The following is a 17,365-nucleotide window of genomic DNA, read 5'->3' as shown; positions in this document are numbered from 1 at the left end:
GAGGCGAACCGCCCGCCGTTCGCCGGACGGATTCGCGCTATTGAATGTGGATGACGGATCGGAGTATCGCCGCGCGGCCTGTCGCGAGTAAATCGGACTGGGCTTATTCTGGCGGCGGCTTGGTTCAAGCAAGCGCGGGCGGCCGTGCCGCGTCACACCGTCCTTTGTCGCGGACCGGATCCGACCACGCATCGGGCGGCCGATCGCGCAGTCGCACGAATCGCCGCCCGCCTCGCGCCTGTCAGAACCGCCCGCGCAGCCCGATGAACACTTCGTTCGACGACAGCTTCGACTTCAGCTGCTCGTCGCGCGCCGACACGCGGTTCACGAACGTGTTGAAGCCGGTCTCGACGTTGCCCATGTCGACATAGCGATACCCGACGTCGATCGTGAAGCGCTTGTTGATCGCGTAGCTCACGCCCGCGCCGGCCGAATACGCGAGATTGGTCTGCGTCTTCGACGCGAAGCGGCGCGTATCGTTGCCTTGCCAGCCGTCGGCCGACACGATCGCGACGCCGAGGCCGAGCGTGCCGTATACCGAGAAGCCGCGGCCGAGATCGAAGTCGCGATAACCGTTCAGCATCAGCCGCTGCGACGACACGTGGAACTCGTTCGCGTTCGCGTCGAACGGCGCCCAGTAGCTGACGAAATTGCCCGAACGCTTGAACACGTACTCGCCTTCCGCGCGCCAGCCGTTGCCGAACTGATAGCCGGCCGCGACCGAGCCCGTCACGCGATCCTGCCCGTCCGGGCCGCCGATGCGGCTCGTCACGCGCGGGCTCGTCAGCTCCATGTTCACGGCGTTGTCGAACGCGCCGATGACGCGCGCGGTCGCGTAATAACCCGCGTCGCTCGCGTCCTGCTTCTTCGTTTCCGGTGCAGCCACGTCGGCGAACGCCGCGCCCGAGAACAGCAGCGCGAGCGACGACGGCAGTGCGAATGACTTGATCATGACCATGCTTCCTTGTGGATGAGAGGAGATCGCGTCATCGTAGGAAGTTCGTCAAGCGCGCTGAACCCGTTCGCGTACGGGTAGCGCCTCCGTAGCGCTACGGAGGCGCCGTGCGTCGCCGATTACTTCACGTCGTAGCGCAGCAGCGGCCGCCCGTTCAGCGGCTGCACCGTGCGCGCGTTGTGCGAGTAGCGCATCCGGAACGCGGCGATGTCGTCGGCGGACAGCTCGACCGGCTCGTCCAGCACGTACCATTCGACGTTTTCGGTCAACGGCGGCGTGGTCAGCGAACCGAGATAGTGATAGTAGGCGTTCACCTTGCCGGGCATCAGCCTGCTCGCGTGAAACGACGACAGGCTCGCGGTGTCCGCGCCGCGGAGCGCATCCATCGCCGCAGCGAACTGCGCGTTCTCGCTGCCGGTGCGATACAGCACGGCGACGACGGCCAGCCGGCCATCCTGCGACCGAAACACGAAATGCCCCTCGATCGGATAGGTTCGGCCGTCGAGCGTGTGTTCCGCCGGCGCGTGGAAATGAATCTGCTGAAGCCTGAAATGGCGGCCACGGATCGTCGCGCTGCCGCCGGCCGGCACGATCTGGATCGTGTGGCCGTTGTCGATCACCTTCGCGCGCGTATCGGCGATGTGCACGTCGATCGCGATGTTTTCGTCTTCGTATCGCGTCGCGCGCCTGGCCGTGCCCGAGTCGATCGCGACCGGCGACTGCGCATCGCCGGATTCCAGATGCCATTCGCGCTGATGGTCGTAGTCGAATTCATGATCGACCGATGCAGCCGTTGCCGATGCGGGTGCATCGGCCGCATGTGCAGGCATTGTCATGGCCGTCATGGTGAACAGCGTTGCAGTTGCGAGCCGCATCATCGTGGTTCGGGTCGTATTCATTCGAGTTCTCCCTGAAGAAAAAAGACAAAGGCTATGGCGTCGAAACGCCTGTGAGCGCCGCGTAATCGCGCACGAGCTCGACGAGCGACGCGACCCGCAGCTTGTCGAACAGGTTCGCGCGATAGGTCTCGACCGTGCGCGGCGACAGCCCGAGATCGCACGCGATTTCCTTGTTGCTGCTGCCGCGCACGATGCCGTCGAGCACGTCGCGCTCGCGCGCGCTCAGCGTCGCCAACCGCATCGCACGCGCCGCGCGTGCCTGCGCTGCTGCATCGCCGTCGCGCCGGTCCGCATGGCGACGCATCGCCTGCTGGACCACGTCGATCAGTTCGTCGTCGTCGACGGGCTTGCGCAGGAAATCGCACGCGCCGCGCTTGAACGCGCGCCGGCATGCGTCGACGTTGCCGTGGCCGGTCAGCACGATCACGGGCAGATCGCGCCGCTCGGCCAGGCAATCGAGCGCATCGAGCCCGCTCATCCCCGGCATCCGCAGATCGAGCAGCACGCAGCCGAGCGTGCTGTCGTCGGCCTCCGCGAGAAACGCCTGCGCGTCGGCGAAGCGGCGCGTCTGCACGCCGACCGTGCGCAGCAGCAGCGCGAGGCCGTCGCGCACGGCTTCGTCGTCGTCGACGATCGCGACGACGGACCCGGCCGACATCGGGTTCGGTGTTTCATTCGTGCTCATGCGTGTTCCTCCTCGTCGATCGGCAGCAACAGCACCGCCTCGACGCCGCCGAACGGCAGGTTACGGATCGTCAGCGATCCGTCCTGCCGCTGCGCGAGCGTGTCGCACAACGGCAGCCCGAGGCCGAGCCCGTCCGTGCGCGTCGTGAAGAACGGCTCGAACAGCCGCGGCAGCGCGTTATCCGGCACGCCCGGCCCGTTGTCGACGACGCTGAAGCGGTAGTGCCGCCCCGCGCGTGCGCCGCTCACGCGGATCTCGCCGCGCGGCTCGCCGGCGAGCGCATCGCGCGCGTTGCGAATCAGGTTGTGCAGGATCTGCTCGACCGCAACCGGATCGGCCAGCGGCTGCGCGCGCGGCGTCGCGTTGCGCCACGTCAGCGCGACGTGCTCGCGCGCCGCGTCGTCGGCGTGCAGGAACAGCAGCGACGCCATCAGCGCGTCCGGATCGAGCGCGCGGCGTGCGTCGTCGCGGGTCGATGTCATCGCCGCGCGCAACCGGTCGAGGATCGCCGCCGCGCGCTTCGCCTGCGCGACGCTCGTCTGCAGTGCGCGGCGCACGCTGTCGCGCTCCGACGGCGTGTCGAGCAGCCGCTCGGCCGCGCGCGTATGCGTGACGATCGCAGTCAGCGGCTGGTTGAGTTCGTGCGCGAGGCCGGCCGCCATCTCGCCGAGCGTGTCGAGGCGCGCGACACCGTCGAGACGCGCGCGGGCGCGCTCGCGGCGGCGCGTCTCGCGCAGCCGCCACGCGCCGAACGCGCCCGCGGCCAGCAGCGCGGCCACCGCGTTCCACAACGCGATCGGCAGCCACGGCAGATCGACGATCGTGAGCGTGCGCGTCGTCGTCAGCACGAACGCCTGCGGTTGCGCGGGCAGATGCTTTTCGAGCCGCATCGTCCAGCCGAACGGCGTCGTCGGTGCATTACGGTGCAGCAGGTCGAACGCGTGGTCTTGCAGATGCAGCGTCGCCGATGTGAGCGAGTCGGGCCAGTCGCCCGGTTGAAGCAAGTGGCGCGGGTCGATGCGCACGGCCCAGCCCGTATCGGCGACGAGCCAGTAACCGCCGTCGGCCGCGAACTCGATCGAGAACGTCGTGCCGAAACGGTGCGACGGCGGCTGCGTGCGTCGCAATGCGTTGCCCGCGATATGCCGATCCGCGCCGAAGCGCCGGAATTCGAGCCCGTCGAGTTGCGGCATCCGCGCGCGCAGATTGTCGAGCATCTGCGGCGGCGGCGCGAACAACGCGGTCGCACCGAGCGTCGCGAGAATCGCCTCGTGCTGCGCGGCCTTCTGGCCGAGCAGGCGAATCGCGATGCTCGAATCCTGGAAAAAGCGGTCGTAGGCATCGCCGACGGCACGCGACACGACGAGCGCGGTGCCGGCGAGGCTCAGCGCCAGCCAGACGCAACCCAGCGCGACGCGAATCGATGGTTTCATAGCAGATGACATGCAAGGAGGCCGCACCGCCCGGACGCAGCATGCGCGATGGCATGCAGGCGGGCGGTACGCGCCGCGACGGAGCGGTACGGCGTACAGGGCGCAGAACGCCGGACGCGTGCGGCGGCCTCGGTGTCGGCTGCGATCCGCTCCCGCATTGTCGGCAAGAAGTCGTTGCGCGTGGTCCGATACTGCGTGCGGAATCGGTCAGCCTCGTCCGATACCTGCGATTGCGCACGCGGTGTGCCGGCGGTTCCATGCGAAGCGGCGGCGATGGAAGCACACGACGCGTCGTCGTGGCCGGCAGGCAACGCCTGCGTGCGGCATCGGTCGGGTCGCCCGATACCTGTGATCGCGCACGCGGCGTGCCGGCTGGTCCGTGCGAAGCAGTGCCAACGAAAAGCACAGGGCGCGTCGTCGAGACAGGCGTGCAACGCGCATGCGCGTTGCACGCATCGCCACCTTCAATTTCAGACTGGGCTGATTCACGCGATGCACACACACGACGACAATCATTTCAGCGGCGTGCCTGTCGTCCTCCGAATGCAGGCATGCCGCGGTTTCCAGAGATAGATAGTCGATATTCATCCCGCCTTCGCGGCGGGATCTTTTTCGCGCGACATCCGGCATTCGGATCTCAAGCGCGAATCGAGTCCGTCCATGATCTCTTCTCCCTTCGCGCGACGCGAGCGCATCGAAACCGCCTCTGCTGCACCGGACGAACGCCGCGACAGCGCCGTGCCCGACGACGGCCGCGCCACCGCGAACCGCCGGCGCATGCAGACGCGCCGCCCCGGCACGCGGCATCCGCGCACGCGCCGCCGGCACGACCGATGCCCTCTCCGCCCATGACCGACGCCTCGACGCTCACGATCGGCATCCTGACGATCGATCATCCGGCGCGCCATGCATTCGACGATCGTCTGCGGCGGGCCGGCCACGGCTACGACCGCCTGCGGATCGACGACGTGCTGCGCCGCGCCGGCTACCGCCCTGTGCGTTTCGAATACCTGCCCGACCTGCTGGCCGCCTGCGATGCGCGGCCGTTCGACCTGCTCGTCGTGCAATGCGAAACGCCGTGCTACCGGACCGCCGAGGCAGTGCGCACGCTGCGCGCGCGCTTCGCCGTATCGATGCCGCTGCTCGTGACCAGCCAGCACGACGACGACCGCGCTCGGACGATCGCGTTCGACGCCGGCGCGAACGAATACCTGCCGTACGCGTCGCCCGCCGAAACCATCGTATCGAGCGTGTCGACGTGGCTGCGGTGGGCCCACTACCGGACGACGCATCATCGTCACTGGCGTGTCGGCTGTTTCGAGTTCGACGCCGCCAATCGCACGGTCCGCGTGGACGGCCACGAACACGTGCTGACCGAGAAGCACTTCCAGATCGCGACGGCGCTGTTCATGAACCTGGGCCGGCCGCTGTCACGCCCGCACATGAGCCAGCTCGTCTGGGGTTCGCTCGTCGCGGTGTCGAGCCGACGCCTCGATACGCACATCACGAACCTGCGCGGGCGGCTCAAGCTCGACGGCCGCTACGGGTTGAAGCTGCTCACCGTGTACGGATTCGGCTACCGGCTCGTCGAATGCGAGCCCGGCTCCGAGCCCGATTCCGCGTCCGAGCATCCGCACGAGCACATGCACGCGCACTCGCTCTGACGCGAGTCGCACGAAGCCTGACAAGCAGCGCACCGCCCGATCCGGCCACACGCTGGCGCACCACGTTCCCCCATGCGACGAACGGCCGGCGGCGAACCGGCTTCGAGCAAAGCGCAATCACCGCACCGCGACACGGCCGGTCTCCCTTATCATGGCGAAACCTTCGCCGACCGCCCCGTGCCACGATGGATCATCGCGCCGCCTCCGACCGCAGCCGCCCCGCCTCCCGCACGCCCGTCGGGCGCCGTCAGCGCACGCTGCTGTATGCGGGCGGCATCGGCGTGACGCTTGCCGCGCTGGCCGCGAGCGGCACGCTGCTGTATGCGATGGGCAAGGACTACGTGCAGGAGCGCTACACGCAGTTCGCGGTGCGCCAGTTCTTCGTCCGGTTCGAATTCAACCTGCGCGCGACGGGCATGGACACGCTGGTCACGCACGAGGAAGCGGTCTGGCACACGCGCGCGACCGATCCCGCGCTCGCCGCGCAACTCGCCGACGGGCACGGCCGGCTCGTGCTGCAAGGCAGCCCTCGGTTCCCGCCGGTGCTCGCCGTCGCCGACCTGTCGCCTGCGCGGCCCGCCGCGTCGTATGCGCGCGACCTCGCGATGTCGAGCGAGATGAGCTACCGCGTCGGCGCGTACGTCGCGAAGCAGGAAGCCGACCGCGCGATCGCCGGCTACGCGTACGACCCGAACCGTCATTTCGCGCTCATCATCCCGCAGCCGGCGGCCGATCCGCTGGCCATGACCGGTTCGGCCGACGTCGCCGCGCTGCTCGACAAGGTCGCGGGCGACCTCGGCCCCTCGCCGGCCGGGCGCTACGTTTGGCACGCGCCCGCGCACGACCCGATCCAGCAACGCGACGTGTTCCGGCTGGTCGGCACCGTCTACGACGGCGGCCGGCCGAACGTCGTGTTCGTGTCGACGCTGCCCGCCAGCCTGCTGCGCGAACGGCTCGCGGGCCGCGACGATGGCGACGCCGCGATCATCGCCAACGCCGAAGGCCATACGGTGCTGCGCGTCGGCGCGGCGGAACGCGGCGATGCCGCGGCAACGATCGTCGAACGGCTCGTCGCCGATGCGCGCGCAGTGCGCGCCGACGGCCCGCATCCCGCGCATCACGCCGGCTATTTCACGCTGAGCCAGCGCATTCCCGGCACCGACTGGACGCTCGTGCAGTCGTTCTCGACGCGCTCGGTGCTCACGGCGCTCGGCCAGCGTGTCGGCTGGTACGCGGCGCTGATGACGATTGCGCTCGGCTTCGCGTGGACCATGCTCGTGCTGTTCGACCGCCGCGTGCTGAAGCCCGACGACGCACGCACGCGGCGCATCGTCGAGAGCGAGAACCTGAACAGGACGATCGTCGAGGCCGCGCCGTCCGGCATCGCACTGCTGTCGCTCGACGACGGCACGGTGCTGATGCAGAACGACACGATGCGCGCGTACGACGCACGCGCCGCCGGTGAGCAGTCGCTCGCCGCGCGCCTCTTCACACGCTTCGACCGCACGCCCGGCGCGAACGCGTGGCAGCCCGACCTGCATGTGCCGCTGCCCACCGCGCAGGGCGACACGCTCGACCTGCTCGCGACGCTCGTGCGCACGCGCTATCGCGACGCGGACGTATTGCTGTGCAACGTATCCGACATCACGTCGCAGAAGGCCGTCGAGCGCCATCTCGACGAAGCGCGGCGCGCGGCCGACGCGGCGAACGACGCGAAATCGGCGTTCCTCGCGACGATGAGCCACGAGATCCGCACGCCGCTGAACGCGATCCTCGGCAATCTCGAGCTGATCGGCCGCGAGCCGCTGACGGATACGCAGAGCGAGCGGCTGCATACGGTCGAGGGTGCGTCGGCGACGCTGCTCGACCTGATCAACGACATCCTCGATCTGTCGAAGATCGAAGCCGGCCAGATGACGATCGAGGCGATCCCGTTCGATCTCGCGGAAACGATCACGCAGACCGGCGCGATGTTCGAACCGCTCGCGACGGCGAAGGGTTTGCAGTTCGACGTGATCGTCGACGATGCGCTCGCGCAACGCTACATCGGCGACCCAACCCGCATCCGGCAGATCGCCGCGAACCTCGTTGCCAACGCAATCAAGTTCACGAGCCACGGCGACGTGACGCTCGAAGTCTATCTGCGCGACGATACCGATCCGGCGTCGCCCGTCGCGATCGGCGTCAGCGATACCGGCATCGGGATGACCGACGCGCAGCGCGCGGCGCTGTTCCAGCCGTTCACGCAGGCCGACACGTCGATCTCGCGCCGCTTCGGTGGCACGGGGCTCGGCCTCGCGCTGACGAAGCGGCTCGCGACGATGATGAAGGGCACGGTCGACGTGAAGAGCACGCCGGGCGACGGCAGCACCTTCGTCGTGACGCTGCCGCTGCGCGCGGCGAGCGCCGACGAAGCGGCGCAAGACGACGCGCGCGAACCGGACGCCGCGCTGCCGGCGCTCGCCGCGCGCGTGCTCGTCGTCGACGATCATCCGGTGAACCGCAAGCTGCAACAGAGCCAGCTCGTCGCGCTCGGCTACGACGCCGACACGGCCGACGACGGCGCATCCGCACTACGCCGCTGCGCGGATGCACGCTACGACCTGGTGATCACCGACCTCAACATGCCGGGCATGGACGGCTACACGCTCGCCCGCGCGCTCCGCGCGCAATACCCCGACCTGCCCGTCGTCGCGAGCACCGCGCATGCGAGCGCCGACGAACAGGCGCGCTGTGCGGAAGCCGGCATCGTCGCCGTGCTGGTGAAACCCGTGCTGCTGGAGACGATCGACCGCACGGTGCGGCGTTTCGCGAACGTCGGCGCCGCCCGTCCGCGCGCGTCCGCGCTGGACGATCTCGCAAAAGGGCCGTTGCCGCCGGACGTGCAGGCGCTGCTGGGAGAAAGCGTCGAGCGTTCGCTCACGGCGCTGCGCGCCGCGCTCGCGCACGACGACCTCCGCGCGCTGCGCGACGAGCTGCACGCGCTGCGCGGCGCGTTCGCGACGATCCACGAGCATGCGGTCGCCGATGCCGTGCGCGAGATGCAGGACGCCGCGCGGGCCGGCGACACCGCGCCGCTCGCGGCGCTGCTCGCCGGAGCGGAACGTCTCGCGCGCGAAGCGCTGCAGCGCCGCGCAACGCACGCGCCGCCGGCCTGACAGGCGCACACGCGGCGGATCGCCCGATCCGCCACACGTCCTCGTGTACTCATGACCTCATGACCAGAATCGGACTAGGCTGATCGCCGCACGCGATGCCCGTCGCTACGATGGCGCGGTGCTTCGGACGCGCGGCCCATCCCGCGCGCGCCGAATGCAGGACCGGCATCGCCGCCGCACGGATCGACATCGCAACGGCGCCCCCGCCGCGCGGATCGATCGTGCGGCCGGCAGCGGCGGCGTGCCGGGCGTAGCCCGCGCGTCGCGGCCGGCTTCTGAAATCGCCCGGCGGGCATGCTCGACAGGATATCGACCGGTGAAGAAAACCCGACCACGCAAAGGCGGCCGTTCGGCGCTGACGAAGGCGATGCTGCTGCCGCTGCCGACGGACCAGGTGCGCGCGCTGTCGCTGGAAACGCACATGGCGCTCGCGCTGATGCGCTCCGGCAACGGACGCTTCGATCAGATGCTCTGCCTGTTGCGGGCAGCCTATATGGCGTTCTTCCTGCACGACGACGCGGGATCGGGAGCGGATCCCGACCTGTACAGACGCGCCGACGATGTACTGGCGGAATGCAACGCGCGCGCGGAACGCGGCGAGCCCTGGCTGCTGCTCGACGACGAAGCCGCCGTGCTCGAACAGGTGCTGATCGTGTACGACGCACAGCTGGCCGCGGTGTCGCGACATCGGTATCGACAGGCCTGGGCGCGCCTGCACCGCTTCGTCGCGAACCACGCGCAATCGCCGGTTTCCGCCGAGGAAGCGACGGTATAACGCGCGCCGCCCATCGCGTGTAGGACTGGTCCGACAGGGCCGCTACGGCGTTTCAGCCCGGGACGACAGATTCGGATGAGTCCGATCCTTACCATGCTTTCAGACACCCAAAAACTGAAAGGAGTAGGGATATGAACAAGACGTACCGGAACATCTGGAACGCCACGACCCGCACGTGGACGGCTGTCGCCGAAACGGCGAACGCGCATTCCAAGGGTTCGGCGCGCGCAGCGCTCGTTGCTGTCGCCGCGGTCGTCGCGTTCTCCGCTCCCTTCGGCACCGCCGCGGCAGCCGAAGCCTGCACGACGGCAGACGACTCGGCGAGCACGACCGATACCGCGAGCGCGTGCACGCCGACGCCGCCTGCCGGTGCGCAATCCCGGTCGATCACGCCGACGGCCGTGGTCGACGACGCGTATATCAAGGTCCTGCCGGCCACGATGGGCGGAACGGCTGCCACGGCAACCGGAACGGCCGCGGTCGCAATCGGCAATGGCGCCGTTGCCAACGGCACGTCGGTTCTCGCTTTCGGATCTGCTGCTACCGCGACCGGCACCGGTTCGATGGCATTCGGCCGTCTTGCCACGGCAACCGGCACCACGGGCGCGATCGCGATCGGCAACGACACGCTCGCAACCGGTGGCGTGAGCGCGACCGCGATCGGCAACGATGCAACCGCAAGCGGCACGTCGGTCATGGCGATCGGGTCCTCGGCGACCGCGACGGGCACGGGTGCCGTGGCACTCGGCCGTCTGGCAAGCGCGACGGCCGGTACCAGCACTGCGCTGGGCAGTCAGGCGTCGACACAGGCCGGGGGCTCCGTCGCCCTGGGCAATCTCGCCAGCGTCTCGACCGGCGCAACCAATTCCGTCGCGATCGGCAGCAACGCCGGCGTCGCCGCCAATGTCACGAACGCGATGGCGCTCGGTACGAACGCACTGGCGACCCGCAGCGATACGATCTCGGTCGGCTCGCCCACGGTGCAGCGCCAGATCGTCAACATGGCCGCCGGCACGCAAGCGACCGATGCCGTGAACGTGTCGCAGCTGTCGCCGGTCGTGAACGCCCTCGGCGGCAACGCGGCGATCGACCCGACGACGGGCGCCGTGACCGGCCCGACATACACCCTCTCGAACGGCGGCACGCAGACGACCGTCGGCGGCGCGCTCGGCGCGCTCGACGGTGCGCTGACGACCGCGAACGGGAACATTGCCCGGAACGCGTCGGACATCGCGAATCTCGGCGGCGACGTGACCAACCTCGATCGCCGCGTCACGAACAACGAGTCGTCGATCACGCAGATCAGCAACGATCTGAACAGCGGCACGATCGGCCTCGTCCAGCAGGCCGGCGCGGGCGCGGACCTGACGGTCGGCGCGAATACCGACGGCGCAGCCGTGAACTTCGCCGGGACGGCGGGCGAACGCAAGCTGACGGGCCTTGCAAACGGCGATATCGCTGCGGGCAGCACCGACGCCGTCACCGGCGACCAGCTCCATACGACGAATCAGGGCGTGGCGCAGAACGCCTCCGACATCGCGGGCCTCGGCACGCAAGTGACGAACATCGACGGCCGCGTCACGGCAATTGACGGCCGCGTGACGGTGAACGAAACGAACATCGCCAAGAACACGACGGACATCACCACGATCAACAACCAACTCGGCGACCTGTCGAGCGGCACGATCGGCCTCGTCCAGCAGGCCGGCGCGGGTGCGGACCTGACGGTCGGCGCGAACACTGACGGCGCGTCCGTGAACTTCGCCGGGACGGCGGGCAGCCGCAAGCTGACGGGTATCGCGAATGGCGATATCGCGGCGGGCAGCACCGACGCCGTCACCGGCGACCAGCTTTATGCGACGAATCAGGGCGTGGCGCAGAACGCCTCCGACATCGCGGGCCTCGGCACGCAAGTGACGAACATCGACGGCCGCGTGACGGTGAACGAGACGAACATCGCGAAGAACACGACCGACATCACCACGATCAACAACCAGCTCGGCGACTTGTCGAGCGGCACGATCGGCCTCGTCCAGCAGGCCGGTGCGGGCGCGGACCTGACGGTCGGCGCGAACACCGACGGCGCAGCCGTGAACTTCGCCGGGACGGCGGGCAGCCGCAAGCTGACGGGTATCGCGAATGGCGACATCGCAGCAGGCAGCTCCGACGCCATCACCGGCGACCAGCTGAATACGACGAACGTGAACGTCGCCGGCCTCGATCAACGCGTGACGAACAACGAAACGTCGATCACGCAGATTCGCAGCGACATGAACAGCGGCGCGGTCGGCCTCGTCCAGCAGGCCGGCGCCGGTGCGAACCTGACAGTCGGCGCGAACACCGACGGCGCGGCCGTGAACTTCGCCGGGACGGCGGGCGAACGCAAGCTGACGGGCGTTGCAAACGGCGACGTCGCCGCCGGCAGCAGCGACGCCGTGACGGGCGACCAGCTCCACGCCACGAACCAGGCTGTCGCGCGGAATGCAACGGACATCGCGAACAACCGGACCGACATCACGAACCTCGGCAACAGGCTCGAGAGCGGACGGATCGGCCTCGTGCAGCAGGACCCGACGACGGGCGCGATCACGGTCGGCGCGGCCACCGGCGGCTCGACGGTGAACTTCGCGGGCACCAACGGCCCGCGCGCGCTGAGCGGTGTCGGCAACGGCGTGAACGACGACGATGCGGTGACGATCGCGCAGCTCAAGGCAACCGGCCTGATCGACTACACGGGCAAGGAAATCGCGGCCGTCACCTACGACGACATCTCGCTCGGCGGCGTCACCTTCGGCGGCGTGGGCGGCACGGCGCTGCACAACGTCGCGCCCGGCCTGCTCGCGGCCGGCAGCATGGACGCCGTGAACGGCGGCCAGCTGTTTGCCATGCAACAGGACTTCGAAAACCGGTTCTCCGGGCTCGACGATCGCGTCTCCGGGCTGGAATCCGGCGGCTTGCCGGAAAATCCGGACAACCCGGGCAACGGTTCGGGCGACTTCGATCCGGCCGGCAGCGGGGCCGGCAGCGCCCAGCTCGGCGCCGGCGCCGATGCGTCCGGCAGCAACAGCACCGCGATCGGCACGGGCGCGGGTGCCTCGGCCGGCAACGGCACGGCGATCGGCGCGGGATCGAACGCGAGCGGCGAGAACGGCACGGCCATCGGCCAGGGATCGCATGCATCGGGCAACAACGCGGTTGCGCTCGGCGCGGGCTCGGTCGCGGATCGCGACAACGCGGTATCGGTCGGCTCGGCCGGCAACGAACGCCAGATCACGAACGTCGCCGCCGGCACGGCGCCGACCGACGCGGTCAACGTGCAGCAGATGCAGAACTCGGTACGCAGCGCCCGCCAGGATGCAATGGGCGGCGTGGCGGCGGCGATGGCCGTGGCCGGGCTGCCGCAGTCGACGCAACCGGGGCGTACGTTCGTGTCGATGGCGGGCAGCACGTACGGCGGCGAGTACGGGAGTGCGCTCGGCGTGTCGTACATGACGCGTGACGGCAAGTGGACGGTCAAGGCATCGGCCAACACGAGCAGCCGCGGCACGGTCGGCGCGGTCGTCGGCGGCGGCTTCTACTGGTAAGCCGTCGATGCCGGCCGGCGCGCCCCGCGCATCGCGTGCGCATCGAGGCGAAAGCGGGGGGAGCGATCCCTCCGTTTTTTTGCAGCCATTCATGCGTCGATGCGGTGCGACACCGGGCCGCCCCGAACGCAGTTTCAAATTCAGCCCAGTCTGATTCTTTGCCGTCGACGTTGTCGGTAAGCTGTCCCGACGCGATGTCGGCGGCGCTCGACGCCGCGCGACACACGCGTTGCGGTCGGGAGCCGACTGAGGCGCGGGCGTTCGGTGGTGGCCGGTGGGCGCGGCCACGACAGAGATGGGTGTTGGTATCGATACGCAAACGCTGCCAGATGCGAACACCGAGCGCTCGCCCCTCAGCTCGTCGTTCCCGCGAACGTGAGCGCGCACGCACATGCGCCCGCGTTACGTCGGCGCCAGTGAGTCGCCGCTTTCTCCAGCCTCCTTGCATCGAACCTCTGCTCGAATGGTCAATCCGCGTTCCGTCACTCCGGCGCCTCGAGTGCGCGATACGCGTGCCGTTCGACCTTCGCTCCCCCGTCCCCTTTTGCGCTGTGTTGCAACGCCTGCACGCGCCGGCTCGATCCGGTTGCCGATGCGCTCGTCATCCCGCCCTGTCGGGTTCACCCCACCGCACGCCGCGACAAGCGCGCCAGCGTGTAGGACTGGCCCCACGCAAACGGCGCGACGATTCAGCCCCGGACGACAGATTCGGACGAGGCCGATCCTTACCATTCTTTCAGTAGCCCAACATACTGAAAGGAGTAGGGAAATGAACAAGACGTATCGCAATATCTGGAACGCCGCGACGGGTACCTGGACGGCTGTCGCCGAAACGGCGAAATCGCATTCGAAGGGCTCGGCGCGCGTGGCGCGTCAGGCGGTGGTCGCACTTGCGCTGGGTGGTGCATCGATGGGCAGCGTATTCGCTGCCGACGCATGTACCACGGAAGATGGCCGCACGGGCTCGCTCGATGTCACCGGCGCCTGCACGCCTGCGAGCGCGACGGGCATGATGAGCACACGCTCGATCGGCACGAACGCCGTACTCGACGATGCCCTCATCAAGGTCAACGGATCTACCGACGCAACGGCGACCAGTTCGAATTCCATCGCAATCGGTAGTGGCGCAATTGCCGGAGCCGGCGGGACGACGACTACCAACCAGGTTGCGATTGGCGCCCTCGCGAACGCGCAAGGGTTGTCGTCGACGGCGCTCGGATCGTCCTCGACAGCGAATGGTACCGGAGCCGTGGCTCTCGGCCGGCTTTCCAATGCAACGGGTAACAGCGCCACGGCATTGGGCAATCAGTCGTCGGCACAGGCGGCGGGTTCCACCGCATTGGGCAACGGTGCCAGCGTCGCAGCTGGAGCGACCAATTCCGTCGCGATCGGCAACAATGCCAGCGTCGCACAAAGTGTGACGAATTCGATGGCGCTGGGTACGGACGCAACTGCGACTCGCAACAACACGATCGCGGTCGGCTCGGCCACCCAACAACGCCAGATCACCAACATGGCTGCGGGCACGCAGGCGACCGACGCCGTGAACCTCGGCCAGATGAACGCCGCGCTTGCGCCCAAACTCGACGACACGTACGTCAAGATCGACACGACGTCGAGCACCGCGCCCGCGCAAGCAGGCAACACCGGGGTCGCCGTCGGCGCAAACGCACAAGGTACGGGGACCGGCGCAACAGCGATCGGCGGCAACACGATCGCAAACAACACCAACACTACGGCGCTGGGCAGAAGCGCGACGGCTTCGGGCGTTTCCTCCAGTGCGGTCGGCACGTGGTCGCGCGCAACCGGGGCTGAATCGTCGGCGATCGGCACGAACGCGACGGCATCCGGCTCCGGATCGGTCGCGCTCGGCGTCAGCTCGATCGCGAATCGCGATAACAGCGTATCGGTCGGCAACGCGACGCTGCAACGCCAGATCACCAACATGGCCGCCGGCACGCAGGCAACCGACGCCGTGAACGTGTCGCAACTCACGCCGGTCGTGGACGCCCTCGGCGGCGGCGCGGCGATCGACCCGACGACGGGCGCCGTGACCGGCCCGACGTACGTCCTCACGAACGGCGGCACGCAGACGACCGTCGGCGACGCGCTCGGCGCGCTCGACGGCGAGCTGACGACCGCGAAGGGCGACATCGCGAAGAACACGACCGACATCACCAACATCAACAACCAGCTCGGCGACCTGTCGAGCGGCACGATCGGCATCGTGCAGCAAGCCGGCGCGGGCGCGGACATCACGGTCGGCGCGGCCACCGATGGCGCAGCGGTGAACTTCGCGGGCACCGCGGGCGACCGCAAGCTGGCCGGCGTGGCGGCGGGCGAAGTGTCGGCAACGAGCAACGAAGCCGTCAACGGTTCGCAACTGCACGGCGTGTCGGAAAGCGTCGCTTCGGCGATCGGCGCGGGCTCGACGGTGAACCCGGACGGTTCGATCACCGCACCGAGCTTCACGGTCGGCGACGGCAACGGCGGCACGACCATCGTTCGCAACGTCGGCGATGCCGTGTCCAACCTCGACGGCCGCGTGACGACCAACGAAGGCGATATCGCGAACCTCGCCGACCAGATCGGCAGCGGCACCGTGGGCCTCGTCCAGCAGGACGGCACGACGCGCAACATCACGGTCGCGAAGAACACTGACGGCACGGTCGTGGACTTCACCGGCACTGCTGGCGACCGCAAGCTGGCCGGCGTGGCAGCGGGCGAAGTCTCGGCAACGAGCAACGAAGCCGTCAACGGTTCGCAACTGCACGGCGTGTCCGAAAGCGTCGCTTCGGCGATCGGCGCGGGCTCGACGGTCAATCCGGACGGTTCGATCACGGCCCCGAGCTTCACGGTCGGCGACGGCAACGGCGGCACGACCATCGTTCATAACGTCGGCGATGCCGTGTCGAACCTCGACGGCCGCGTGACGAACAACGAAGGCGCGATCACGAACCTCGGCGATCAGCTCGCGGCGGGCCAGATCGGTCTCGTCCGGCAGGATCAAGCGACGGGTGCGATCACGGTCGGCGCGGCCACGGGCGGCTCGACGGTGAACTTCGCCGGCACCAACGGTGCGCGCACGCTGAGCGGCGTCGGCAACGGCGTGAATGACGACGATGCGGTTACGATCGCGCAGCTCAAGGCAACCGGCCTGATCGACTACACGGGCAAGGAAATCGCGGCCGTCACCTACGACGACATCACGCTCGGCAGCGTCACCTTCGGTGGCGTGGGCGGCACGGCACTGCACAACGTCGCGCCCGGCCTGATCGCGGCGAACAGCATGGACGCGGTGAACGGCAGCCAGCTGTACGACATGCAGCAGCAGTTCGCGCAGCAGTTCGGTCAGCTCAGCGGCCAGATGAACGACCTGACGGATCGCGTCGGCGAACTCGAAACGGGTAGCGGCGGCGGCTCGGGCGGCGGCATGGGCCCCGGCACGGGCACGGGCGGCGACGGCTCGCTGGTGGTCGGCGACGGCGCGGATGCGTCGGGCGAGAACAGCACGGCAGTCGGCCAGGGCGCGGTTGCATCGGGCGACAACGGCTCGGCTTTTGGTCAAGGCTCGGCCGCGACCGGCGACAACGGCACGGCGATCGGCCAAGGCTCGGCAGCATCGGGCGACAACGGCACGGCCATCGGCCAGGGCTCGGCAGCATCGGGCGAGAACAGCACGGCGATCGGCCAGGGTTCGAGCGCGAGCGGCAGCGGCTCGGTCGCGATCGGCGCGGGCTCGATTGCCGACGAAGCGAACACCGTTTCGTTCGGCAACGGCACCGAGGAAGGCAACCGCCGGATCGTCAATATCGCCGACGGCGTGAACGCGTCGGACGCGGCGACGAAGGGCCAGCTCGACCGCGCAATGGAGTCGGTGGATCAGCGTTTCGGTGAAACCAACCGCATGATCAACGACGTCGCGAAGAACGCGTACGCCGGTGTGGCGGCGGCGATGGCGATGCCGAACCTGACGCCGTCGCAGCCGGGCAAGACGGTGGTGGCCGTCGGTGCCGCGAACTACAAGAGCGGCTCGGCAGTGGCGGCCGGTGCGACCTACCGGACGCGCGACGGCAAGTGGCTGATGAACGGCGCGCTGTCCGTCACGTCGACGGGCGATGCAGGTGTGCGTGCGCAAGTCGGCTACGAGTTCTGACCGACGGGCTCCGCTATACGCGGAGCCTCGCAGCGAAAGCGGGGGAAGCGATTCCC

Annotated in this window: 9 protein-coding genes; 5 read left to right on the top strand and 4 right to left on the bottom strand. The window is 68.7% G+C overall.

The window, feature by feature from the left end; all coding sequences use genetic code 11:
- Window positions 1-241 precede the first annotated feature (241 nt).
- The 4 genes from KVT39_RS08825 to KVT39_RS08810 form a co-directional block, all read right to left on the bottom strand.
- A complete protein-coding gene (locus KVT39_RS08825) occupies window positions 242-952 on the bottom strand; it encodes an outer membrane protein (RefSeq protein ID WP_034182183.1) in 711 nt (236 codons plus the stop codon).
- Between the two features lie 122 nt (window positions 953-1,074).
- On the bottom strand, window positions 1,075-1,854 hold the full coding sequence (locus tag KVT39_RS08820) for a carbonic anhydrase (protein ID WP_217588556.1): 780 nt from the start codon (window positions 1,852-1,854) through the stop codon (window positions 1,075-1,077).
- Between the two features lie 31 nt (window positions 1,855-1,885).
- Window positions 1,886-2,539: a response regulator transcription factor gene (locus KVT39_RS08815; RefSeq protein WP_217588555.1), complete on the bottom strand. Its 654-nt coding sequence runs from the start codon at window positions 2,537-2,539 to the stop codon at window positions 1,886-1,888.
- Window positions 2,536-3,972 carry an ATP-binding protein gene (locus KVT39_RS08810; protein ID WP_217588554.1) on the bottom strand — a complete coding sequence of 479 codons (1,437 nt, stop codon included), beginning with the start codon at window positions 3,970-3,972 and terminating at the stop codon, window positions 2,536-2,538. Before KVT39_RS08810 ends, KVT39_RS08815 begins: the two co-directional genes overlap by 4 nt.
- Before the next feature lie 833 nt (window positions 3,973-4,805).
- Between KVT39_RS08810 and KVT39_RS08805 the strand changes: the two genes are divergently transcribed.
- The 5 genes from KVT39_RS08805 (at window position 4,806) to KVT39_RS08785 (ending at window position 17,309) form a co-directional block, all read left to right on the top strand.
- On the top strand, window positions 4,806-5,636 hold the full coding sequence (locus KVT39_RS08805) for a response regulator transcription factor (protein WP_254640400.1): 831 nt from the start codon (window positions 4,806-4,808) through the stop codon (window positions 5,634-5,636).
- A 185-nt stretch (window positions 5,637-5,821) separates the two neighbouring features.
- Window positions 5,822-8,794: a response regulator gene (locus KVT39_RS08800; RefSeq protein ID WP_217588553.1), complete on the top strand. Its 2,973-nt coding sequence runs from the start codon at window positions 5,822-5,824 to the stop codon at window positions 8,792-8,794.
- A 316-nt stretch (window positions 8,795-9,110) separates the two neighbouring features.
- Window positions 9,111-9,569 carry a hypothetical protein gene (locus KVT39_RS08795; RefSeq protein WP_034181847.1) on the top strand — a complete coding sequence of 153 codons (459 nt, stop codon included), beginning with the start codon at window positions 9,111-9,113 and terminating at the stop codon, window positions 9,567-9,569.
- A gap of 131 nt (window positions 9,570-9,700) precedes the next feature.
- A complete protein-coding gene (locus KVT39_RS08790) occupies window positions 9,701-13,153 on the top strand; it encodes a YadA-like family protein (RefSeq protein WP_217588550.1) in 3,453 nt (1,150 codons plus the stop codon).
- A gap of 592 nt (window positions 13,154-13,745) precedes the next feature.
- On the top strand, window positions 13,746-17,309 hold the full coding sequence (locus KVT39_RS08785) for a YadA family autotransporter adhesin (protein WP_254640399.1): 3,564 nt from the start codon (window positions 13,746-13,748) through the stop codon (window positions 17,307-17,309).
- The last annotated feature ends 56 nt before the right edge of the window (window positions 17,310-17,365 follow it).

The sequence above is a fragment of the Burkholderia sp. GbtcB21 genome (genome assembly GCF_019091065.1).
Lineage (GTDB): Bacteria > Pseudomonadota > Gammaproteobacteria > Burkholderiales > Burkholderiaceae > Burkholderia > Burkholderia pyrrocinia_C.
The sequence above is the reverse complement of the archived record's forward strand: the minus strand, read 5'-3'. Positions and strand labels throughout refer to the sequence as shown.